The organism is Microcoleus sp. OTE_8_concoct_300, from assembly GCF_031383065.1.
Lineage (GTDB): Bacteria > Cyanobacteriota > Cyanobacteriia > Cyanobacteriales > Microcoleaceae > Microcoleus.
Map to the genome: position 1 here is coordinate 1 of NZ_JANMZH010000676.1, position 20,551 is coordinate 20,551.

General features: G+C 42.7%; 22 protein-coding genes and 2 pseudogenes. 12 read left to right on the forward strand and 12 right to left on the reverse strand.

All coding sequences use genetic code 11. The features are described 5' to 3' along the window. Window positions 1-112: 112 nt before the first annotated feature. From ACUVJL_RS30675 to ACUVJL_RS30700, 6 genes and pseudogenes are all read right to left on the reverse strand, one after another. Entirely contained in the window at window positions 113-397 is a 285-nt protein-coding gene (locus ACUVJL_RS30675; RefSeq protein ID WP_445249293.1) for a hypothetical protein, read from the reverse strand. A gap of 48 nt (window positions 398-445) precedes the next feature. Beyond that, window positions 446-1,194: pseudogene (locus ACUVJL_RS30680) on the reverse strand (IS1 family transposase). A gap of 62 nt (window positions 1,195-1,256) precedes the next feature. Continuing rightward, window positions 1,257-1,571, reverse strand: a complete 315-nt coding sequence (locus ACUVJL_RS30685; RefSeq protein ID WP_445249294.1) for a hypothetical protein — start codon at window positions 1,569-1,571, stop codon at window positions 1,257-1,259. Window positions 1,572-1,735: 164 nt separating this feature from the next. Continuing rightward, on the reverse strand, window positions 1,736-1,999 hold the full coding sequence (locus tag ACUVJL_RS30690; RefSeq protein ID WP_445249295.1) for a hypothetical protein: 264 nt from the start codon (window positions 1,997-1,999) through the stop codon (window positions 1,736-1,738). 872 nt (window positions 2,000-2,871) lie between these two features. Next, window positions 2,872-3,303 (reverse strand): siphovirus Gp157 family protein, encoded by a 432-nt coding sequence (locus ACUVJL_RS30695; RefSeq protein ID WP_445249296.1) that lies wholly within the window; start codon window positions 3,301-3,303, stop codon window positions 2,872-2,874. 8 nt (window positions 3,304-3,311) lie between these two features. Beyond that, window positions 3,312-3,734, reverse strand: coding sequence for a hypothetical protein (locus ACUVJL_RS30700; protein WP_445249297.1), 423 nt, complete (start codon window positions 3,732-3,734; stop codon window positions 3,312-3,314). Between the two features lie 382 nt (window positions 3,735-4,116). Between ACUVJL_RS30700 and ACUVJL_RS30705 the strand changes: the two genes are divergently transcribed. The 7 genes from ACUVJL_RS30705 (at window position 4,117) to ACUVJL_RS30735 (ending at window position 10,762) form a co-directional block, all read left to right on the forward strand. Continuing rightward, on the forward strand, window positions 4,117-4,338 hold the full coding sequence (locus ACUVJL_RS30705; RefSeq protein WP_332979205.1) for a hypothetical protein: 222 nt from the start codon (window positions 4,117-4,119) through the stop codon (window positions 4,336-4,338). A 231-nt stretch (window positions 4,339-4,569) separates the two neighbouring features. Further along, window positions 4,570-4,932: an HNH endonuclease gene (locus ACUVJL_RS30710; RefSeq protein ID WP_333212083.1), complete on the forward strand. Its 363-nt coding sequence runs from the start codon at window positions 4,570-4,572 to the stop codon at window positions 4,930-4,932. Between the two features lie 625 nt (window positions 4,933-5,557). Next, a complete protein-coding gene (locus ACUVJL_RS30715) occupies window positions 5,558-7,222 on the forward strand; it encodes a ParM/StbA family protein (RefSeq protein WP_445249298.1) in 1,665 nt (554 codons plus the stop codon). Then, window positions 7,215-7,727 (forward strand): hypothetical protein, encoded by a 513-nt coding sequence (locus tag ACUVJL_RS30720; protein WP_333185020.1) that lies wholly within the window; start codon window positions 7,215-7,217, stop codon window positions 7,725-7,727. The genes ACUVJL_RS30715 and ACUVJL_RS30720 overlap by 8 nt, the downstream gene beginning before the upstream one ends. A gap of 49 nt (window positions 7,728-7,776) precedes the next feature. Further along, a complete protein-coding gene (locus ACUVJL_RS30725) occupies window positions 7,777-8,574 on the forward strand; it encodes a mobilization protein MobD-like protein (RefSeq protein WP_333185022.1) in 798 nt (265 codons plus the stop codon). A 585-nt stretch (window positions 8,575-9,159) separates the two neighbouring features. Beyond that, the gene (locus tag ACUVJL_RS30730; protein WP_445249299.1) at window positions 9,160-10,281 is read left to right on the forward strand and encodes a DUF6753 family protein; all 1,122 of its coding nucleotides are present in this window, start codon (window positions 9,160-9,162) and stop codon (window positions 10,279-10,281) included. A gap of 58 nt (window positions 10,282-10,339) precedes the next feature. Further along, the gene (locus ACUVJL_RS30735) at window positions 10,340-10,762 is read left to right on the forward strand and encodes a hypothetical protein (RefSeq protein ID WP_333185026.1); all 423 of its coding nucleotides are present in this window, start codon (window positions 10,340-10,342) and stop codon (window positions 10,760-10,762) included. Here the strand turns inward: ACUVJL_RS30735 and ACUVJL_RS30740 are convergent. Then, window positions 10,704-11,798 (reverse strand): hypothetical protein, encoded by a 1,095-nt coding sequence (locus ACUVJL_RS30740; RefSeq protein WP_445249300.1) that lies wholly within the window; start codon window positions 11,796-11,798, stop codon window positions 10,704-10,706. The two genes, ACUVJL_RS30735 and ACUVJL_RS30740, sit on opposite strands and share 59 nt — an antisense overlap. A 169-nt stretch (window positions 11,799-11,967) precedes the next feature. On the opposite strand from ACUVJL_RS30740, the gene ACUVJL_RS30745 reads away from it, so the two are divergent. Further along, window positions 11,968-12,201 (forward strand): hypothetical protein, encoded by a 234-nt coding sequence (locus ACUVJL_RS30745; RefSeq protein WP_332949736.1) that lies wholly within the window; start codon window positions 11,968-11,970, stop codon window positions 12,199-12,201. 148 nt (window positions 12,202-12,349) lie between these two features. Then, window positions 12,350-12,970 (forward strand): Uma2 family endonuclease, encoded by a 621-nt coding sequence (locus tag ACUVJL_RS30750; RefSeq protein WP_445249301.1) that lies wholly within the window; start codon window positions 12,350-12,352, stop codon window positions 12,968-12,970. A 247-nt stretch (window positions 12,971-13,217) separates the two neighbouring features. Here ACUVJL_RS30750 and ACUVJL_RS30755 read toward each other — a convergent pair whose 3' ends face one another. The 3 genes from ACUVJL_RS30755 to ACUVJL_RS30765 all read right to left on the reverse strand — a co-directional run bounded on the left by ACUVJL_RS30755 (window position 13,218) and on the right by ACUVJL_RS30765 (window position 15,295). After that, on the reverse strand, window positions 13,218-13,742 hold the full coding sequence (locus ACUVJL_RS30755; RefSeq protein WP_445249302.1) for a hypothetical protein: 525 nt from the start codon (window positions 13,740-13,742) through the stop codon (window positions 13,218-13,220). Window positions 13,743-13,927: 185 nt separating this feature from the next. Continuing rightward, the gene (locus ACUVJL_RS30760; protein WP_015179737.1) at window positions 13,928-14,287 is read right to left on the reverse strand and encodes a hypothetical protein; all 360 of its coding nucleotides are present in this window, start codon (window positions 14,285-14,287) and stop codon (window positions 13,928-13,930) included. 282 nt (window positions 14,288-14,569) lie between these two features. Beyond that, the gene (locus tag ACUVJL_RS30765; protein WP_445249303.1) at window positions 14,570-15,295 is read right to left on the reverse strand and encodes a hypothetical protein; all 726 of its coding nucleotides are present in this window, start codon (window positions 15,293-15,295) and stop codon (window positions 14,570-14,572) included. A 161-nt stretch (window positions 15,296-15,456) separates the two neighbouring features. Between ACUVJL_RS30765 and ACUVJL_RS30770 the strand changes: the two genes are divergently transcribed. From ACUVJL_RS30770 to ACUVJL_RS30780, 3 genes are all read left to right on the forward strand, one after another. Continuing rightward, window positions 15,457-17,145 carry an ATP-binding protein gene (locus tag ACUVJL_RS30770; RefSeq protein ID WP_445249304.1) on the forward strand — a complete coding sequence of 563 codons (1,689 nt, stop codon included), beginning with the start codon at window positions 15,457-15,459 and terminating at the stop codon, window positions 17,143-17,145. 514 nt (window positions 17,146-17,659) lie between these two features. Further along, window positions 17,660-18,076: a XisH family protein gene (locus tag ACUVJL_RS30775; protein WP_445249305.1), complete on the forward strand. Its 417-nt coding sequence runs from the start codon at window positions 17,660-17,662 to the stop codon at window positions 18,074-18,076. Further along, entirely contained in the window at window positions 18,064-18,399 is a 336-nt protein-coding gene (locus tag ACUVJL_RS30780; protein WP_332949745.1) for a XisI protein, read from the forward strand. Before ACUVJL_RS30775 ends, ACUVJL_RS30780 begins: the two co-directional genes overlap by 13 nt. A gap of 242 nt (window positions 18,400-18,641) precedes the next feature. Here the strand turns inward: ACUVJL_RS30780 and ACUVJL_RS30785 are convergent. After that, window positions 18,642-19,088 (reverse strand): annotated as a pseudogene (locus ACUVJL_RS30785) (ISAs1 family transposase); the annotation flags it as partial. A gap of 228 nt (window positions 19,089-19,316) precedes the next feature. Then, window positions 19,317-19,571 carry a hypothetical protein gene (locus tag ACUVJL_RS30790; RefSeq protein WP_445249306.1) on the reverse strand — a complete coding sequence of 85 codons (255 nt, stop codon included), beginning with the start codon at window positions 19,569-19,571 and terminating at the stop codon, window positions 19,317-19,319. Window positions 19,572-20,551 lie beyond the last annotated feature (980 nt).

The following is a 20,551-nucleotide window of genomic DNA, read 5'->3' on the forward strand; positions in this document are numbered from 1 at the left end:
AATAGATTATTTGAATCCATTGAAAAACTAGAAGCACTGTTACATAAACTTTTAAATGAAGGAGAACTAATTATGAAATGGAACCGAAAAATAAAAAATAAAGGTAACTTAGTTAATGCAGTTTAGATGTCGAACAGCTTAGTGCCATCATCGCTGTGTAATTGCCCCGCTTCGCCAATTCTATGTACTGCTGTATCAATTCCTCGGTGACTTGTTGGTCTAGCCAATGCACTAACTCTACGGTTTGTTGGCGCGCTTGGGGATTGGTGTTGCCGAACATCTCGAACATTCCCAAACGCTGCATTTGCTCTAAGGTCATACTTTCCACCGCTTTCACGGCTTCTTCAAACTCTTGGGCGGTCAACTGGGACGGCTCATGGGGATGCTGCTGTAACAAGAAGTAATCGATTTCTGGCGTTGCTGAATTAAGGTATGATATGTGCGGTCAAGGGATGTTTTGGCTACCCGATTTGCCTCTTTGAGGGCGATTGAAATCATAGGATGGATAGGGAACCGGAACATCCCAAAACTTAAGATAATGAATTACTAACCGAATAGAATGTTTAAGCATTTCTACCGACTTAGAATAGCATAGTGTCTTGCGATGAAGCCGGGCTTGCATAATGTCGTAGTCGTGTATTCTCGCCCTCTACTCTGGTCATGTAAGTTTTACAGATAATTTGGTCTCCATCTGGGATAAACATGGGGTAAACTGGCCATCCATCTGTGATATAAAAGTAACATTTCCAATTGCCAATTAATTCCCATAGTGGCCGAAAAGTTATAGCACTATGACCTCCCAATACCCATCCTAAAATCCCTGGCTGAAAATGATTTACGGCTGTCCATAGCCAAAGCTTATTTTTTTTGACCAACAAACGTTTCTAGTTCATCAAGTTCTCCCACCAGAGGAATTGTGTCTGGTTCGTAAGCATCAGGGAGCAATTTTCCTACTTGTTTGACCCAATTTATAATGCTGGTGTGGTGTACTCCTTTAATCCTCTCTATTGCTCGAAAACCCATACCATTGACATACATTTTGAGACATTCACGTTTAACTTCTTCCGAGTAACCTTTATGAGGTTAATAGCAATCTATAAATTGTCTGCCACAACCGACAAAAATATAATTCTGTTTACCTTTTTTCTGACCATTTTTATTAACATGAGTTGATTGACATTCAGGACATTGCATAAGCTCTGCGTTTTGAAGTGTTATTTTTTGGCGCTCGCACTATAAAATTATCATACCCTAATTCAGCAACGCCCGATTTCTTTGTACGCACCTACATACATCTTATTGCGAACGCAGTCGCATAAAATAGCGTGTTCTGGCAACTCATCATCGGAACCTAAGTTGTAAGGCTCTAAGTAAATTGCTAGAGTTATGTGTTCTATCAGCGGCGCGTACACGGCATAGTAGCTAAATGTAGCCATTGCTCTGCCATTACTCCATGTGGCTTTGCTTCCTTGGTAATAAAGAGCAAAGTATTGAGTGTTGTTGACTCCCACCATCCCCGGTAACATGGGTGGCATCGCTACGGGTAATTCGATGAAGTGTGTTCCTAACATGATTCCTCCTTGTTCAAGTAAAAGGGCATGGAAACGCTGGTTTTTTGCCCTTTCGTGTATTCAATATCTACCGTTGTTTCAGTCAATGCTCAACAACGAATTGCTCTTTATTTTGTTGTTAGTTCATTTGAGTTACCTCCCAGATATCGGGGTGTTTTAAATGTTTAAATCCATTGGGCATCAACACGAATCATCATTTCTGATGAATCATTTTTGATGGCATTCAGCCAAGGATTTTTCGCATCTCTCAGAATCAACTCTACTTTAATAGACTGCACGAACACTTCAGGCGGAACCCGACTAGCTTCAATCCATACCCCATCATCAAACGGGTTGATTGGATAAATCATTTTTTTGAAGTTATACACATTGTCGTGATAGCAGTAGGGATACTCATAGCGCGATACCATCCGATTGGAATGAGACATGGGATTGTACTTTCTCTTCGGAGAAAATCTGCATATTTTATGACTCCATTAATCAAAGAGTGTAGTAGCTATCTAACAATCGAGCGAAAGAAAACAGCCGTTAGATTGATAAGCCAAAGTTATCTTTAGTTCAAGCCCTTCTGTTCTCAAAACTTTTTCTGCCTCATCCAACAGCTCAAAAGAGTTGAACCAAACTTGAATGATGCCCTCAAGTTTATGATGCTTTAAGGTGTATCATCGTTCGTGATGGGAAGGGTGACGGCATCTCACGAAGCAAGCCGTTCTGAGGAATGTGTGAATGTTTCTGGTCATTTTTATGTGTTCTGTTATTCAAATAGGATGAGAGCGCTGCTTTCTTGGCGTTTCCCGTACTCCGTGTCTACCTGCGTTCTCAACGCTTCAAACTCATCAAATAAGTCACTGCGAACGTATTTGGTGTTCTTTCTAGAGCTAAGTTTGTAATAGGCGTGTTGCCACTGGGCAAAGGTATTCAATGATGCTGTGTAGTGTAACCAATCGCAGTTATTGAGGTGCTTAAATCCCCATTGCTCATTCCTCCATTCGGTATTCGCATCTCTGCCAAGCCAGCATATATACACCGATCCTGGTAATCCTTTGAGTAGCACTATTTCGTACAAATTCCAAGCTTCTGTGTAGTGGTGGCAACTTTCTTCATTGATGCACTCTCCGCATTAATCTAAACCCATTTGAGCGCAATCGAAACCTAAAGTGCATGGTGTCACCTCTAACTTACTATTTTTTCTACACTAGCGGTAGCCATGATTTTGCCATTATTTTTGTTTCTATTTTAACATTTAAGCCTGACAATTTAGCTTGGTTACCCAGGATATTCTTAGGCTTTAATGCTACGTTTAGCGGACTCTCAAGTGGGTTTCACGTTCTCCGAATTGTGCAATTTCCTGAGCTTCGATATCTCCTGATTCCAAAGCTTTGCGGATAGCGGAGTTATCGGCTGATACCTCAATGCGTTGAAACTGGGGAGGAAGTTGTGTTACTTCACAAGCGAGTTTGATGGGCAACACTCCGCCATTCTTGCTGATAGTTAAGTGGAAACGCTGTAAGCTCAGGTTTTTCACACCCTGGGATTCGAGACACTTCTTGAGTTGTTGCTTCATCCAATCAACCCGTGTGCTATCCGATGCTGCTAGTTTACTCAGGCGTTCTGCTTCAGCTTTCCGTTGTTTGCTCAGAGCGTGGCGGTTGGTAATGGCAGCGCAGTAATTGTCTACTTTGATGAGCCATTGGTCGTGGGTGTTATCGCGTTGTTCGAGTAGTTGTTGCACCGCTGCTTCTAATTCGGGTGTGATTTCTCACCTTCGATGCTGTCGATTAGCTCATCAAAGTCCTCCAGTTCGGCGGTGAGTTGGTGCAATGATTTACCGCGCACTCGTTCTTTTTCTCGGTGAGCATCGCAGCGACTGGAGATAAGAGCGCGTTGCTCTGGATTCATGTGTTGCCACGCTTGCTGCACAATTGAGTCGGATTCAGGAGTATCCGGGGTGTCGTGCTGTGCTGTTAGTTGAGCTTTGAGGGCGGTCAGTGCTTCTATTCCCTGTTCTGATGCTGCTAGCAATTGAGTGCAAATGGCATCCAATAAGGAGGTGTTGGGCGTAGATTGAGTCGATGTAACAGATTCTTGGGAGGCAGGTAATTGCGTCTTCTTTCTGGGCATGATGTTCTCACCATTGTTGTTTGCACCCATTGCGATAGCCATTTCGTTTTAGTTGTGTTAGTTATTAGTTATGTGTTATTAGGTAGTTTTTAAAATAATCGAGTTGCCCCAAGTACGGACTTGAGGCAGAATTTATTACAGGATTATAACCAAAGTCAGATTAGCCGCAACTAATTGAAACTGAGCTTCTGTCAGCCCTATTGTTTCGCCGTCTTCTGTCACAGCAGCAATCACTTGACCGCATATAGCAATCCTAAAGGATTCACAAAAGTTTATACTTTATAATGGTTGTGGAGTATAATACTTGCATACTGAATCTCAGTGAAAAAAACAATATGTGTGAGCAACAACCTTTAAAAGAGTTAAGTGATTTTATCGATAGCAACCCCTCCTTTAGCGAGAACTGAAGCGAGCAATGTCCGTAATGATGTGGATTGAGGGGATGCCTTGTTCTAAAATTCAAAAAATATTAAATGTATCAGCAACATTTATCAGTCAATGCAAAATGAAATTTATCGAAAATGGAGTTGAAGAATTAAAACTGAAGTATCAAGGGTCAAAAGCATATCTAAGTCAAGCGCAACGCCGGGAGATTATTAATTACTTAGATAGTCAAGTGTATTTAAGCCTACAGGAGTTTCGGTAATATCAGGATTTTCTATCTTGAAGGAGTGAAAAAACTAATAGGATCTTGAGCTGTAGCGCCATTCGCGATCGCCGCCAACCCAGATTTAGAGCCAAACTAAAACCCAAACCCCAACCCGCCCGCCATGCCCTTGCCTCCCCGAATGCGATCGCTTTTATGCCCGGATGAGACGGTATTCTGAGTAATGGCAACAAAAGCGATCGCCCTATAGAGAGATGAGCTTTGACGTTTATGGCAAAACCCAAAAGGTATCCAAAAAATTGGCGAGAGATTGCGTTATCCGTGAAAGAAAGTGCGCTCTGGCGCTGCGCTAAGTGCAATCAACAATGCCTCCGACCCGGTAAGAAAAGTGGCTTAACCAAATCCGAACGATGTTCCCTAACTTTGACAGTGCACCACCGCAACCGGATACCGGAGGACAACCGCCCAGAAAATTTAATAGCCCTTTGTACTGCGTGTCACCTTTCTTATCACAACCGCGGGCAATCCAACGTATCACCCGGGCAATTATCGCTGTTCCCCGATGATGGCATTGACTGGGATATGATGGATTGCTCTCTGGAATCGGCAATTGAAAATATCAAAGAATATTAGACCTCTTGCAAAAAAAATATGTGTTATACTTAAAAGTTTGCTCAAGTTTAGGTCAAACTTTGAATTATTGGGTTGATTGACATCTCCTTAAACTTGCCCACCCTGCTAGATTATAAAATTGTCTAAATTTTCTATAATAGCACAAAATAATTTTGCAAGAGGTCTATTAAAGAATTAGCAGAACTGCTTCAACCCTTGCAGCAAGAAGATAAAAATCTGCACGGAACACGCGCAGATTCTCACCAATACAAACTGAGGCAAACGCTTGCGGAAGCCGAGTTGCAAAGTTTCGAGCGGAAACATCAAATCAAGCTGCCCGAAGATTACCGTACCCAATTTATTTCTTTGAAGCTCCAGAACTCCCCGCTCAGCTTGACTTAAACGAATACAGGATAGTTATCAAAATCAATCTTTGGCCTTTCATATTAGCGCAACCTTGACATAGTTGCTATTTGTAGGAAGCGCAAAGCAACCGACACAAACCGAGATGTTTTCCTTGAAAGGCAGTCTGTCCCCGCCATTTGGAGGGGGTTATTTTAATTATCCAAAACCACCGGATTTGGTGAGGTCAGACTTAAACTGAAGCCAATACTATCATTTTATAACGTAATAAAATTCAGCGTTTATGAAGAAAAAACCCTCAATACCAGATGCGATTCTGGCTATAGATTTTGGCGGCTTATCTACTAGAGTTTTCTGCCAAAGCTCGCAAGCAGGCAGTAAAGCAAGCTCCTTTGTAATGGAATCGCAGGTGGGGCCAGTGAGCCAAGACATAGCCAATTGTTTCACCAAACCTAACCTCGCATCAGCATCTCCCGAAAATATTGCTTGGGTGGCAATTGGTAATGAATGCCGAGCCGTTGGCTACCTAGCAGCAGCGCAATTCAATGCTCACATCGGTTTGGCGGGACTGAAGTACAGTAGCGCTTTGTACAAAGCTCTAGCAGCTCTGTGGGTAGTGTCGCGGAAGTTAGATTTAGGCAATCAATTTAGCGCTGCGATCTCCGTTTTCTTGCCCCCAGGCGAATTTAATGACTCCAAGCAATTTTTTGAGCTATTAAGTCAATACTCTGCTTCATTTGAAACGCCTACCGGCAAGCTATCCGTCACCCTGGACAAAACCCAAGCTTTGCAAGAAGGCGGCGGTATTGCTTTGATCCACAATAGCAATTTAGGTTCAGCCTTCAAGCAGCGGGTAACTGCCTTTGTTATGGTAGGATTTCGCAATGCTTCGGTAATAGTTTCGGCACGCGGTGCTGTCGGTAAGGGCAAAACTTCAGACTTAGGAATGGTAAGGTTGGTAGATCTAGTTCAAGAGCGAACCTCTAACTACGATGCTTCCCGTTTGGCTTTATCAATCGCTCAAGCGGGCGTAAGCTACAACCGCCCTTACTTTTACCGAATTGCTCGGAATCGAGAGGAAACAGCGAAAGATCGAGAAGTTGACCAATTGATTGAAGCAGTCAAGCTGTCTCGCTTCGACTACGCTCGAATGCTATCTCATTGGATTAATGAAGTGCTGCCGCCCGATTTAGATGAAATTGTATTTTGCGGGGGGACTTCTGAATATATGAAGCCAGAACTGCGAAATCAGTTTTCTCATTATTCGCTGTCTTGGCACGCAGGTATAACAGTGCCAAAAACACTCGATCCTGATGGTTTAGGTTGCCGCATAGCTGATGTTTACGGACTATTTTCTTACTTCAAATCTCAGTTTGAGGTACTGAGGCAAAGGTCTGTTGCGGCAACTTCTCAGAGGGCAGAAGATACAACTTCCACTTCAGGAGATGCTCCACTCCCTCCAACCGATCTACAGAGTGTAAAAGAATGTGCTGAACAATCTACCAAGCCAAAATCTGAACAACCTACTCACCCAAAATCTGAACAACCTACTCACCCAAAATCCGAGCAACCTACTAAATTAAAAGTTGAGCAATTTACTCACGCTAAATCCGAGCAATCTACTGAACAAAAATTTGAGGAATCTACTGCACAAAAGACTGAAGATATTACTGAACAAAAATTTGAAGAACCCGCTGAACAAAAAATTGAGGAACCTACTGAACAAAACACTGAAAATATTACTGAACAAAACAGTGAAGTTTGCGCTCAACAAAAGACTGATTCAAGTATCAAAGATAGCTGCTTAGATGATTCTAATAAATTGAGTGATGAGTCGTCGTCGAATACAGAACCTTCATTAGAGGAATCAGAAGCAAACTTAGATGCAGCTCTCTTATTGGGAGGGCCCTACCGAGGTGCTGGAAAGAAGGTGAGGAATTATGCCTAGAAAACGTTACAAGGAATTTTGCTGGCGCTGTCAAGTTTTGCCAGATTCCGAAGATGCTATCTTGCTATCTTACCTGCAAAATCATCCTTTTTTTAGTTTCCAGGAAACGATTTTACCTCTAATCAAAGCGCGGTGGCTGTTAGCAGCTTTACGCAATAGCGGTAGTCATTCTAGTACAGAGTTAGAGTATTTGAGGCGAGAAAGCATTAATTTTTTGCTCAGGCAGATAGATGAAGTTTGCCGAGATGCGGGATTTAACTGTACCGATTTAGGAGCAATTGCCCCTGGTATTTCTTCGGGTTTAATTCCTTTAGCTACTTTCCCTCACTTATCGAATCCAGGTGCATCTAGTGCTACGGAATTAACTGCCCCTGAGAGTTCAAATCCAGCAAGTTTGCCCGAAGAAAAAGAACCAGAGCAATTTGCGGGAGAAGTTGAGTTTGAAAACAGCGCATTTAACTTAGCTGGTTTCGATCCGGCAATGGTCGGGCCTAGCTTTAGTTAAAAATTATTAAGTCTTGAATAGACATCGACATCCAGCAAGGAGGAATGAAATGACTAACATGATTCACTTGGTTGACGGCGAGAAAGGTGGCGTTGGCAAGTCGATGCTAACTCGGATTCTGGTTGAATTCAATCAGAAGTATGAACTGCTGTACACGTTAATTGATGGCGATTTTCAAAATCCTGACGTGCAGCAGCGCTATCCTGAACACAATGCAAAAATCGTAGCTTTAGTTGAAGATGAAGAGAAGTTTTTCGATATCGATATTATTTTTGAAACAGCAGTAGAAACTCCTGTGATTGTCAATTTACCAGCTCGGGTTTACGGCATTATCAACAAATGGATTGACGAAGCTAATTTAACTTCTCCAGATTTTAAAGAGCAGTCAGGAGTTGATGTATGCAAGTGGTTTATTTGCGGTGGCACGACGGACAGCATTGAAATGTTTATTGACTCTTTCAACTACTTTGAAGGTCAGCTCAATCACATTTTTGTCCGCAATTTTGGAGTTTGCAAAGATTGGTCGCACGTACAAAACCATAAGGAAATGAACAAGCTCATTAATAATTACCGAATTCCTGTCGTAGATTTGCCGGCTCTGAGTGCGAGAGAGCGCAAGTTTATTGATACGAAGCGATTGTCATTTTCTCAAGCAATGAAACACTCTGAATTTTTCTTGATTAGTCAGCAGCGATTGCATACTTTTCTGGAAGACTGTTTCCGTCTGATAGAAGATGTAGGTTTGTTTAACAATGCACCCAATCGCAATAAAAAAGAAATAATCGCTCCCTATGAACGAAAAAAAAATGAGGAAATGCAGACAGAAAATGAGCAACGAAATGAGTAACAAAATAAGCAACAGGTTGTAAAGTCTCAAGAGGCTGTAATTTGTAAAAAAGGTATCGTAAGCTTTTAATAATCTAAATTAAGGCTTACGCACAGACTCTACTAATAGCGTGTGCCGAAACCAGCCCGCTGGCTGAGTGCAATCAACGCAGTTGTGTTATCCCAGGCGTTGGATATTAGCAATAAACGTTGTTTATTGCGTTTAAATTCTGAAAAGAAGAAGATTGAGCGATCGCCCCCTACGAGATTTCCAGGGTTTCAAAAACTTCTTCACCACTCCTGAACGGGCTGGGTGTGCCGAAACGCATCTTACTACAGGTAGTGTCTAAACCGATTTTACGTCCAGGAATGTAAATTTTACAGTCGATGTGTAATGCACTCGTTATGGGAGGGAAAAAATGTGAATTCAGACTATAAAACAATACGCTTAGGTTAGTGCTTTCAGACGAATTTTATTTCACTAATTTTTGGGATATAGAGACTTGTGAAAGGAAGTCAGATTGTTCTTATCCCAAGCCTATTAGACTCTAGAAGGCGCGATGCAAAACCGCATAAAGATTAGGATTTTGATTAGGTAGGAGGTTAAATGTCCGATCGACTTTTAGAAGAACTTTCCTCCGTTGACTCTGAAGAGTTTGGCGAGATATTGGAAACGCCAAGGGAACAGGGCAGACTTAATAATACCAAAAATAATTCCATACAATCCGCTGAAAATTCGCAAAGTTTGCCCGATTCTCCAGATACATTCCCAGAAGATGCAGTAGAAGAAAAGTTGAAATCAGATGGGAGTAAGCTAAATGAAGAGGAGTTTTGGGAACTCATAGACGATGATTCGAGGGAAAGAGAAGCTCTGAACAGAGATCCTTTATCTGCCCCTCCCATGTACGAGAGAGATACTGAGTCACTAATCAGCCAGGTACTTAAGAGCAAAGACTCCAAATTTCGCTCTCACGTCATTCAGACAGCTTACCGATACGGTCTCAATAAAAATGACCCACTTTTTATCGTATTGCTGGCTACAGGTCAACTCGAACTGCTGTTAGAAAAAAAACCGCAAGAGATTGACCAGTTTTTCAAGAATTGGCAATCTAAATGGCAAGGTGATTTGAAAGATTCTCAAGCTGTCATCTCTCAAGAATTGGAACAAGTTCGCCAGCTTACTGAGAATTGGGAAAAAGAAAGCAGGGAGTTTTTAGAACGGCAGGGAAAAGCGGCTGTTAAGGTGCAACATCGCCACATTTCCAACTCAGTTTACACTCTAGTGCGACAAGCAGCTTTAGAGAAAGTTGCTCACGATATTTGGTCGGTAATTTTTGGGAGCGGGGTAGTGTTAGGGGCGATGGCGATCGGCGCTTTTATCGGGTTAGCGCTACCCCGGTTTATTCCAGCGCCTGAACTCGACCCAAAAGGGCCGCGCCAGCTCACTTTAGAACAAGCCGTAGCGCTCGAATGGGGGCTGAGCAAAGAGGGTCAGTTTGCCCGCAAGAACGCCGATACAATTCAGTGGGCAACAAGCAATGAAGGGAAATATGCTCGCCAATTTATGAACTGGAATCAAGCTTTGTTGAGCGAGAAAGGTGGCAAAAAATTGTGTGAAACTGAGATCAATCGATTGGGGGTGACACTGACAGTAGAGGGTAAACCTGCACAAAAAGGATTTTGTACTTTGTGGATTCGCTCCCCTCAAGAACGAAAGTTTGTTCCTTGATGACAAATACTAAAATCGAGAATGGGATGTAAATAAGCTAGCTTAACAAAAGAAATCTATGATAGCCAATTTGAACAATCAGCCGTTACCTGACAAAAATCAGAAGCAAGTGCAGTCGCAAATATCGGGCGTTTTAGTTGCACTAGACGACCCATTCGATAAGATGGTTTGGAATTACTGTTTGAGTCAAACATACCCAATATCGGAACAGATTAAGATTGTGCTGAGTGCTTTCTGGGGGCCGTTTGCTGCTAAAAATGCTAGCAAGTCTCCCGAGCGAGTGCGAGCGATCGCTTGTTATTCACTGCGACAATTAGCAGCTCAACAAAAATTGATTGAATCTGTGTTTGAATTGTCAACTAAATCAACGAATTTTTCCGAAGCTATTGCTGTTCTCAAAAGGAAGAATAGTTGTGAGGCACTCAATCAAGCTTGTGTCTGTTCTCAATCAGTTCTAAATACTGCAATTCGGTGGGAGTAAGAGCCGTTGTTCTTTCTAACAAGTTCAGAATTTCGACTTCAAACGGATCGAGATTTCCTAATTTGTGAAGTCGGTCAGTGCGATCGCAAATTTCTTGAAGTCCCGGTTGATTTTCGAGCGGTACAGCAGTGAGAGCCGAGTGTTTGAAGGTGTACAAGTGCATGGTAACGGTGGGGATGTGTCGCATCCACACAGTGGCGGTTTTCTCGCCGACTGACTGAATGCGACCTAACCTGCCGTTAACATCTTGGCGATCGGGCGCGTATACTTCCACCAAGGAACCAATTTTGAGCGTCAGGTGGTGAGCGATGGCAGGTTGCTTTTCAGGTTTCACTTTCCTGCACCGCCCCTGTAAAGTTTTGGCAACTTGAGCCGGACGACTGCGAGCATCCGAAGCCAAAGCAAGGACTTCCTTCTTGGTCAGCCCCGCAGAACGAGTCAGTATTTTCCACTTCACATCTTCTCCTCCAAGAGAACTGAGGGCATCTACAGCTTGAGTAAATTTGGCATCCCGGTAAATTGTCCTGGGAGAAGTTTTGAACTGTTCTCCCAGTTCTCGCGCTGTTTCATCTGTCAAACTGTCATTTTGACAGTTTGCCAAACGCTTGCCCCCGCGAGATTGCTTGATAAGTTCGTACCAAGTGCCCCGCAGGTAACTAACAGATTCCGGTGTCAGGCTGCGCCGCCCCAGTTGGTTGGCGATTGTCCAGACCTTGACTGCGTTCCGGCTGTCAAAAGATATCTCTACAATTTGGTAGGGTATGCCGTGCGCGGTACATATAGCGTACCTGTTATGACCGTCGATGAGAAGCTTTTCCTCGGCCCAGACTACTAACGGGTCGCGGCATCCTTCCTCCAGAATACTGGTTTGCAGGGCTGCTTTTTCGCCCTTACTTAGGGGAGGGATGAGGGATTGGAATTCAGAGTCTATCCGCAGTTCTTCCGCAACGGAGGAGGTGTACACACCAACACCCCCTGGCAAAACGATTAACGGTTGTTGCTCTTGATTGTCGGCTTCTGATTGCATTTGACGCATTCCTGACTCGCTTGTCTCATGCCAGTGGCGCCCGCGCTGACTATTGTACGCAGCTTATGGCTAGGCGCGGGCTGAATTTTCGTTTAATTATTCAACGATAACATAGCGACTGTCGAAAAGAGTCAAGAAAATGCGAAAATAGTTGAAAAAGGGAAACGTTATCGACGCTATGCCACCTAGTAAAGGAATCCAGCCTCATCCCAACTCATTAGCCAACCTCAACCGCTCTGGGGGACAACCTCGCTATGAAGAACCCAAGAAGCAAAGAAATATCCAGGTTACGTCGGTAGGATGGGAAGGAATTCGCGCGATTGCCATTGAACGCGGATTGAGCCTCAACGAGTTGATAGAACAGATTGGCAGGGGTCTAATTCCCCTTGGCAATGGTGAAAAAAGTAATTAATCGCCAGATATGGAAAGAGAGATTAGATAAAAAAAAATTCTATCAACTCGTTACTCGAAGTTTTATTGATAGTAATAACGGTATTTTTAGCTGTAAAAAGTTGTTAAAGTTTACGGTTTTGTGCCGTGTAAATGTATCAAAAAAAATTATGGTTCAATCACCTCCAAAATTTATAACTGTTGATGAATTTATTACCAACTACGGCGACAGCGATTGTTACGAACTCATTGATGGTGAATTAACCGAAATGGAACCAACAGGGCCGCACGAGCAAGTATCCGGGTTTTTGGGACGAAAACTGAATGTAGAAATTGACCGCCTGGATCTACCCTACCTTATCCCCCCTCGCTGTCTCATCAAATTATTAGGAACAGCAACAGCTTTTCGCCCCGATGTGCTGGTATTAGACCAAACTCGACTGATTAATGAACCTTTGTGGCAACAAGAACCTGTAATTACATCAGGTTCTTCTATTAAACTGATTGCTGAAGTCGTTAGCACCAACTGGCAGAACGATTACGCTCGCAAAGTTGAAGATTACGCCATACTAGGAGTGCCTGAGTATTGGATTGTTGACTATTTGGGCATTGGTGGCAGAGAATATATTGGCAAGCCCAAACAGCCGACAGTTACTATTTGTACGCTGCGAGAAGACGAGTATCAAAAACAGTTGTTTCAAAATGACGATCTGCTTATTTCCTCAATCTTTCCCGACTTGCAATTAACCGCACAACAAATCTTCGCTGCAGGCAGATATGCTGCTATGTAGCTTATATCCAGGTAACGTCGGTAGGATGGAGGAAATTCGTGCGGTGTGATCGCCATTGAACTGGGATTGAGTCTCAACGAGTTGAGCAAACAGATTGGCAAGGGTCTGATTCCCCTTGGCCCTGAAGAAAGTAACTAATAGCTTGGTCAGGAAAAGGAGGGTTCCACTCAAAAAACTTTCTATCAACTCGTTACCAAAAGTTTTATTGATAGAAAGCAATAATTGGCTTGTTGATTCCCCGAGCGTGCTAACTCGCTCTCAAAATTTGCTCAATTAGGGAGGCAACTTGCTGCGGTCGATGCTCAAAATGCTTCTGGATTTGAAATTTTAACGAATCTGCTGGCACATCTTTTTTGTTGAGTTTCAGGCGAATATGCTCACTTCGTGGGAGAGTGGAATTGAGCGCTCGAATAACGGTGCGGCATTGTCGGAGAGTGAGGCTATCGACTTGAATGAAGGGTAGATTTAATGTGTCGGTATCGAGTTGTTGAATATTAGAAGCAAATTCGGCTTTAACTTGTAGCGAAGAGGTGAGGCGCTGTTCTTCTGTGGGTTCTGGAGTTGCTGCCGATTCGGTAACAGCAGGAAAGGAAGCAATTTCATTGAGAAGAGGCACAAAATCTGGGGCAAGTTCTGCTGAGAGTTTTTCAGAATGATTCATCTGCTTCGATGCTAACAGCGTAGCGAGATAGTGAACAATTAAGCCACCGTAACCAAAAATTACCACAGTTTCAATTGTGAGGGTAAGAAAATGCTGAATATGTTCGTACATGATTATAATTTATTTGCAAGTGGAACATCTCTCAAACGCGCTCGCGTTTAATATCAAAACATTACTAAAGCCTTCTGAGAATGCGATCGCAAATATCGCAAAGGGAACTGGCGCGGTGGGTGGGCGGGCAAAACAAATCCTGCTTGGAGCAGGATTTTATCCCCTTTATCAGGGGTCGTCATTGATTATTTGACAAAATCATCAATCTCTTCATTATCGTCAGTTGCCTTTTTCTTATGAGAAGCTTTGACGGCTGACTCGATATAACGGAAGTGCAAGTCAATCACTGCTTGCTCAGATGAAAGCCAGTAAACGTTGCTCAAGATTTCTTCAAGCATCTCGTCAGCCGAGTAGCCTTCATATTGTTTGTTAAACCAAGTATTGAACGCTTCCCAGTCAAGAGCTTTACCTTTCTGCAACTGTCGTTGTTTGGCACGTCCCGTTAACTCGCGGGCAACGTGCAAAAACATCTCGAAGCGCTGTTCTTCAAGAGTTTCTGCAAATTGCTTTTGCATCGGAGTTGGAGCGGATTTGCGATTAGCCATGATTAACCCTCAATCGTGTTTTTTTTCACAACTAAAGCGACGGCAGTCTGCTAATTACAATTAATTCAAAAAAATTAGTGGTGGGTGGGTGGGTAAAATCAAATTCACAACCAAGGTCAAAATTCCCTTGATTGTGAATTTGTTGGGTATGCTTCCCAGAGCGTCCTGATTCGGACGGTGGCGACAATCATTACCCAGCATCGCGATTCGTGGAAAAGGCCTCGATAGAGGCAAAAAAATGCTCTGCTTTTTCAGCAGAGCTTTCTAATCAAACTTTAGCGATTATTCGTCGTCTTCCTCAAATTCTTCGTCTTCGTCTAAACTAAAATCATCCTCCTCATCGTCATCATCCTCATCCTCATCGCCTTCCTCGTCTTCGTCATCCTCATCAATTTCATCGAGTATGTCATCAATTTCATCATCTTCATCATCGAGCTCGTCGTCCTCATCGAGTTCTTCAGTATCTTCTTCAGAAGATTTAGCTAACTCGTTGCGACGCTTTAAGCTTTGAGCATTGAACTCCATTAAATCGGCAATGGCAGCTTGTGGGTTGTCAGCAATTGTATCGTAAAGTTGGCTCATCGCTAAGGCAACAACTTCGACATCATACTTGAGTTCATCGGGTCTGCCAACTAGCTTGGGAAACACAGTATTGTTCCACTCTTGCCAGTCGAACTTTTTACCATTGCCATTACCGTTGCGCTTATTCAACTGAGCTTGAATATCCAATCCCAGTTTTTCGCGAATTGCGTGGCCAACCTTTGTCGAAATACGGCTATCGCGACGCTGAATTGTCACACCGTACTTCTTATGAATTGTATTCCGAATCTGTTTGACTAGCTCGCCAGCAAGTTGCTCCGGGCTGAGGTTAGATTGAGGTTTTGATTTGGCTCCATTGTTACTGCCGACTGTTTGACTGTTCTGCTTTTCAGACGGTTTAGATTTAGCAGGCACTGGTGACTGAGAGCGAATAGGAGTGGCTGCGGTTTGTTTTTTAGTTGCGACCATGATTGACAATTTAACTTGCTTAACATCAATTTATGAGTGCCGTTAGGCACAATTACCCCCTCCAGTTGAGGGGCGTATTTCGCTCATTAGCAGGAAGTTAAATTTTAATTACCTTAGTTAAATTATTATATTAAACCTCGTCTATTTAGTTGTATCAACTCATGAAATTTTGCAATACTTGGTCTAAGTTAAGAGTCATTCAAACTCCCATAGTTGCCATTGAATATTACAGTGCCGATCGCCAAAAAATCTTGTCATCATTTCATCAGTACGCCAGTGAGTGTTGTTTACCTGTTTATTATTGGAATCCCGGCTATGCAACTCTTCAACAGGTGCGGTGTTTGGGTAAACATCTCCCGAAATTAGGTGGTCATTCAGATAGGACAAGCGTTTCAGATATTTCCCAGATGTATAATAGTGAATGCGTCTTATGCAAAACTGAGCTATCTGTCGAAAGTGATGTCCTGCAATTTCTGCTGGAAAATGACTGCCCCGGTATCTTTTTGTTAGAGGATATTTTGGAATCAGACAGTACCGAACAGCCTCTTGTCCGCCGTTATTCTCAATTGGCTAACGCATTCTTTGAGCTGAAAGGGCGTTGGGCTGAGCAATATTGGGTAGTGCTGGGCGAGTACATCCAATTGCCATCAAAGCTAAGTCCATTAATTCCTCTACTCAAATGTCCGTTACCCGATCGTTTTGAAGTCGAAGTTCTTGTAGATAATTTTTGCGATCGCAATTGTTCCCTTGATTTTGGCTCGGATGCGGTAGCTGCTAAAAAGCGGCTGGCTGTTTCTAGTCTAGGGCTGCCAACTGCTGAAATTGAATTAGTGTTAGATCGATCGCTCTCTGTGACCGCTTCAGTTGTCCAAATCGCACAGTTGGTATTGGAGCATAAAATATCGCAACTTCGAGACCAGGGGTTGGAGTTCATTGCTTCTCCCGACGTGCCTCATGCTGGCGGTTTAGATTTATTAGATGCTTATTTGAACGAAGTCGTAAAGCTGTCAGAAGCTGATGCCAAGAAATATCACCTCAGACCTCCCAAAGGAATGCTGCTTTGGGGGCCGCCGGGGACGGGCAAAAGTTTGAGTGCGAAGCTAGCTGCTAAGAAGCTAGGTTATGCGCTTTTAGCAGCAAGTTGGGGCAATATTCTAGGTTCCTCTAATCCCGATCGCGCTCTCAACAAAATGCTGGATACAGCCGATAATTTGGGCGGCTGCGTGCTATTTTTTGACGATTTTGACAAGGGTTTTTCTGGCTGGGAATCAAATGCGGACGGCGGTGTAGCTAGGCGGCTGTCGCAGAAATTGCTCACATGGATGCAGGAGCATGAAAGCCCCGTGTTAATGTTAGCTACTGTTAACCGCTTAGAAATGCTGCCGGCTGAACTTATCCGCAGATTTGACGATGGCGGAATCTGGTTTGTGGATTTGCCACACAGCGGCGCTCGCTATGAGATTTTCAATTTGCACTTAGCTAAGTATTTCCCAGAGCAGTTTGGGGAAGGAAAAGAGAATCTTTGGAGCGACAGGCAATGGTATTCGCTACTATCTGATTATGCCGGAGCAACGAGTGCTGAAATTGCGATCGCAGTTAAACGCTGTGCTGAACGAGCCTATTGTGAAGGGCGACCGGGTAAAATTGAATTGGGCCATTTGCGTTATCAGAGAACTCAGTTTGTGCTGTCGTCTGAGCGTTCTTCTGAAGATATCCAGGGGATTCGCAACAAAGCTAGTTATGCTCGTCCCACAGCCAGTTCCGACACTTCCAGGTTTGCGGAGTGCGAACAAGAACTGTTTGAGTATAAGCCCCCTACTTACGATTTCAGCGAAGATGACGCTGTTTAATCTAGATGCAGAATTCACTGCTTTCTTAACAGCTAAAAAGAAAATAAAACGTAATAAGTTGGCCTTCGGGAGAGAATGGTATGAGTCAATACGCTTGGTATAAGACAGTCTAGGAGGCAAAAGCCTGTGAAAAATAGATACTGTGATTGCTTTCATGTATAGATCGCTACGCTCACAGCGAACAATGACAAAAAACGTTAACCAAAGCATATGGGGGTATGAGGGTTATGTCCCAATACGGTTCTGTTAAGAATCTGACTTCTAAAAGATACCTGTATTTTTCAAAAAACAGTGAGTTCAAATTCGTTTAAGAGCACTAACTGAACCGTATTGGGTTATATCCTTGATTTTGTCTATGTTTGGAGGGTATTGTCACCTCATCAGTCAAGCGACTTGACGTAACAGCTAGAATTAAAGATAATAAAATTGAGGCGACTTCGGAAATTCAAGCCATGAAAACAAGTTTAATCAACACAGCCCTTTACACTGCTCAGACTTATAACCTCAAACGAATATGCCAGCCAAAGATATTTATCACGATCGTGTCAAAAAAGCTCTGGAAAAAGACGGCTGGACAATTACAAACGATCCTTTCAAACTAAAATGGGGGTTCCGAGAACTATTTGTAGACTTAGGAGCCACGAAACTTGTAGCTGCCGAAAGAGGTGAACAAAAAATAGCTGTTGAAATTAAAAGTTTCGTGAGTCTTTCCCAAGTGAGCGATTTAGAAACTGCATTAGGGCAGTATATCGTTTACTTGAATATCTTAGAAGAAGTCGAAAATGACCGATTGCTATATTTAGCTATTCGTCAAGCCACCTATCAAGAAATATTTTCCGAAGCCATCGGGGCTCTAGTGATACGCAAAAACTCTCTGCGCTTACTTATTTTTGACCCTACCAAAGAGGAAATCGTACAATGGATAAATTAGATAATTACCGACAAATCATTGAAAAAATCTTAAGCGAATATGCAGAAATTCCATATTCATACAACAACCTTGAATCCAAACTCATTATTAGCAAAGACTCCAATGATTATTTACTGCTAACAATAGGATGGGAAAAAGATGTGCGAAATCATGGCTGCATTGTTCACCTTGAAATTATTAATGGTAAAATCTGGATTCAAAGAGATGGAACAGAAGACGGAATAGCAACTGATTTGTTGGCTGCTGGTGTTCCAAAAAGTGACATTGTACTGGCATTTCACCCCCCGGAAATTAGACAACATACAGATTTCGCGGTCTGTTAAGCTAAAAAGTCAATCACCCAGGGGGAACGCATCTTATTGAACACTGTTCACCAGTGGTGAGTATATTTTGAGAGAAATTCACCATTCAAAGAAGCTACAGACACGCTTTGTAATGACTTTTTAGAGAAAACAGTAACTGATTAATGGTGGTTGTTACTTGCTGCCTATTTTTAGATAATAAAAAGCTTACAACCACTGTTTACAAGTTGTATAATAGTTAGCAATGAGTTATTTGTGAGAATTTAGTTAACTGAAACAGCGAGAATTTTTGTCAAATAGTCATCATCCCACCCAGCTCTAAGTCGCTTATTTTTGGCTCCAGTTTTTGATGTCTTTTCTTGATTCAAAAGATTGAGCGAGATGTGTCTAATCATAGCAAAGTTTTGCGGAGCATTATCTTTTCTAATTCGACAATCATCTTCACGAAAACCCACATCTAATACCCAATGTAAAGAATTTTAAATTCCCCAATGGCTGCGGACTGATTCACCAAGTTTTTGAGCATCATTTGGTAAACTACTAATGTAATAACGAGTTTCAATACTTGTTTTTCCCTTCACTATTCTCACGGATTCTATCAGACCTATACTTTGAAGTTTCTCCCATTGATTGTCGGGGTCAATCAGCTCTTTGATTTCACTTAACATTAAATGATGTCGGATTTCTGAGCGACCGTGATTGTTCTCTTTCTAGGGGAGAATAAGCTGTATGTGTAAATCCTGAAAATCCTTGACTAATTAGACCATAGCTCACCACAGCCACTATGCCATTGTCAATTTTTCCAAGTCGCCCTAAATATTGTCTAGCTACATAATCTGTAGCTTTTCCCTTCTTTGGATCTCCTGTTTAATCAATGATGAGAAAAATTTTTCTCTTTTTAACAAGTTTTAAGCTTAATAACAACTTTTAAGATTAATTCAAGCCTTTGCCTTCTCAACGCAGAAGCCTCCCTGGCGTGATGGGGTAAGAAAGTGATGCAACCCTTGAGCATTTTCTAGCCCCATTATCTCTGCAATGGCTGGTAGTGTCTTACGTTTAATATCAGAAAGTAAACCAGCATGAAGATGTGTAAAAGCTTCAAAGCTTCTGACTTCTGAAAACAGATTTCTGTAAGAGCGACAATACTCATCAATCAATTTCAATGTCGAATTAGCTTCGCGAGGCTTAACCATAGACCCAGCAGTGGTTTGAGAGATTTGGCTCTATTATACTCTGCCGCTTAGTGACAGAAGAGGGGTATGTAGTAAATCGTACAGAAGTAAGCTTTCTAATATCTTAAGCTTCAACGATATTTCGCATACAGGATTATGCACACTACACAAGAACGATCGGTGCGATTCGTTTAGCCGAAACCCGAAAGGGGGGATGGCTAGCAGCGATGGGGTAAACCCGTCAGGGTTAGAGTTCGCACTTTAATCCCCCATCGCCGACAACTTACTATTCATGCAGGTGAGGAAACCTAGTCGAGCATATAGCTCTCGACAGCTAGGGGAAAGCGGGAAAGATGAAGGTACCCACCAACATCATAACCAAAATCCAGAATAAACCAAGTCCTGACATCATGGTGCGTGATTGAAAGCACACAAAAAGCCAGAGATGAATCTGGTTTCCCATACACAAAGACTGACAACCTTTATGTAAAGCTGGGGTGAAAGCGGGCAATCGGGATAGCTGAATACCGACACCGCAAGCAAAAATCCTATAACCGAATCATTGCGAAAGTAATGAAGTCGTGGGGCAGAAGCGCAAGCTAACGAATTGTCGAGATAACCGTCGTAATCTTGTACCAGAGGATATAAGCTAGTCAGAGAAATCTGAGCTTCTGGGTCAGGAATATCTGACAAGGGTAAGGACTATCAGGATTCAATTACCGAGATAGCGCATCACCTATAACCTCGGCGGAAAGACAAACCCTAACGGATTTAATCAATGAGTAGTAGGAACGAAGTAATCCTTTTGTATGCTCCTTTTCAATTCAATTGTTGAGGTAGGCTGTCAGGCTACAAGCTACGAAAGGCTGGGATGGTTTAAGAAGCTAATGCCTAACCTGAAATAACAGGTAATGCCGAAAAAGGGATGGGGTAACGCCCAGGATATGCAGACGTAAGCCGCGAAGGTGATTAAGTGAAAAGGTGCAATTAGTAATGGACAA

What these genes read in the sequence shown, in the direction of transcription:
- ACUVJL_RS30735 (WP_333185026.1), top strand. Translation starts at nt 10,340, where the DNA reads ATGATAGCCAATTTGAACAATCAGCCGTTACCTGACAAAAATCAGAAG.
- ACUVJL_RS30790 (WP_445249306.1), bottom strand. Translation starts at nt 19,571, where the DNA reads ATGGTTAAGCCTCGCGAAGCTAATTCGACATTGAAATTGATTGATGAG.
- ACUVJL_RS30750 (WP_445249301.1), top strand. Translation starts at nt 12,350, where the DNA reads ATGGTTCAATCACCTCCAAAATTTATAACTGTTGATGAATTTATTACC.
- ACUVJL_RS30730 (WP_445249299.1), top strand. Translation starts at nt 9,160, where the DNA reads ATGTCCGATCGACTTTTAGAAGAACTTTCCTCCGTTGACTCTGAAGAG.
- ACUVJL_RS30685 (WP_445249294.1), bottom strand. Translation starts at nt 1,571, where the DNA reads ATGTTAGGAACACACTTCATCGAATTACCCGTAGCGATGCCACCCATG.
- ACUVJL_RS30740 (WP_445249300.1), bottom strand. Translation starts at nt 11,798, where the DNA reads ATGCGTCAAATGCAATCAGAAGCCGACAATCAAGAGCAACAACCGTTA.
- ACUVJL_RS30700 (WP_445249297.1), bottom strand. Translation starts at nt 3,734, where the DNA reads ATGGCTATCGCAATGGGTGCAAACAACAATGGTGAGAACATCATGCCC.
- ACUVJL_RS30715 (WP_445249298.1), top strand. Translation starts at nt 5,558, where the DNA reads ATGAAGAAAAAACCCTCAATACCAGATGCGATTCTGGCTATAGATTTT.
- ACUVJL_RS30705 (WP_332979205.1), top strand. Translation starts at nt 4,117, where the DNA reads ATGATGTGGATTGAGGGGATGCCTTGTTCTAAAATTCAAAAAATATTA.
- ACUVJL_RS30720 (WP_333185020.1), top strand. Translation starts at nt 7,215, where the DNA reads ATGCCTAGAAAACGTTACAAGGAATTTTGCTGGCGCTGTCAAGTTTTG.
- ACUVJL_RS30725 (WP_333185022.1), top strand. Translation starts at nt 7,777, where the DNA reads ATGACTAACATGATTCACTTGGTTGACGGCGAGAAAGGTGGCGTTGGC.
- ACUVJL_RS30710 (WP_333212083.1), top strand. Translation starts at nt 4,570, where the DNA reads ATGGCAAAACCCAAAAGGTATCCAAAAAATTGGCGAGAGATTGCGTTA.
- ACUVJL_RS30760 (WP_015179737.1), bottom strand. Translation starts at nt 14,287, where the DNA reads ATGGCTAATCGCAAATCCGCTCCAACTCCGATGCAAAAGCAATTTGCA.
- ACUVJL_RS30780 (WP_332949745.1), top strand. Translation starts at nt 18,064, where the DNA reads ATGGATAAATTAGATAATTACCGACAAATCATTGAAAAAATCTTAAGC.
- ACUVJL_RS30755 (WP_445249302.1), bottom strand. Translation starts at nt 13,742, where the DNA reads ATGTACGAACATATTCAGCATTTTCTTACCCTCACAATTGAAACTGTG.
- ACUVJL_RS30770 (WP_445249304.1), top strand. Translation starts at nt 15,457, where the DNA reads ATGAAATTTTGCAATACTTGGTCTAAGTTAAGAGTCATTCAAACTCCC.
- ACUVJL_RS30745 (WP_332949736.1), top strand. Translation starts at nt 11,968, where the DNA reads ATGCCACCTAGTAAAGGAATCCAGCCTCATCCCAACTCATTAGCCAAC.
- ACUVJL_RS30775 (WP_445249305.1), top strand. Translation starts at nt 17,660, where the DNA reads ATGCCAGCCAAAGATATTTATCACGATCGTGTCAAAAAAGCTCTGGAA.
- ACUVJL_RS30765 (WP_445249303.1), bottom strand. Translation starts at nt 15,295, where the DNA reads ATGGTCGCAACTAAAAAACAAACCGCAGCCACTCCTATTCGCTCTCAG.
- ACUVJL_RS30690 (WP_445249295.1), bottom strand. Translation starts at nt 1,999, where the DNA reads ATGTCTCATTCCAATCGGATGGTATCGCGCTATGAGTATCCCTACTGC.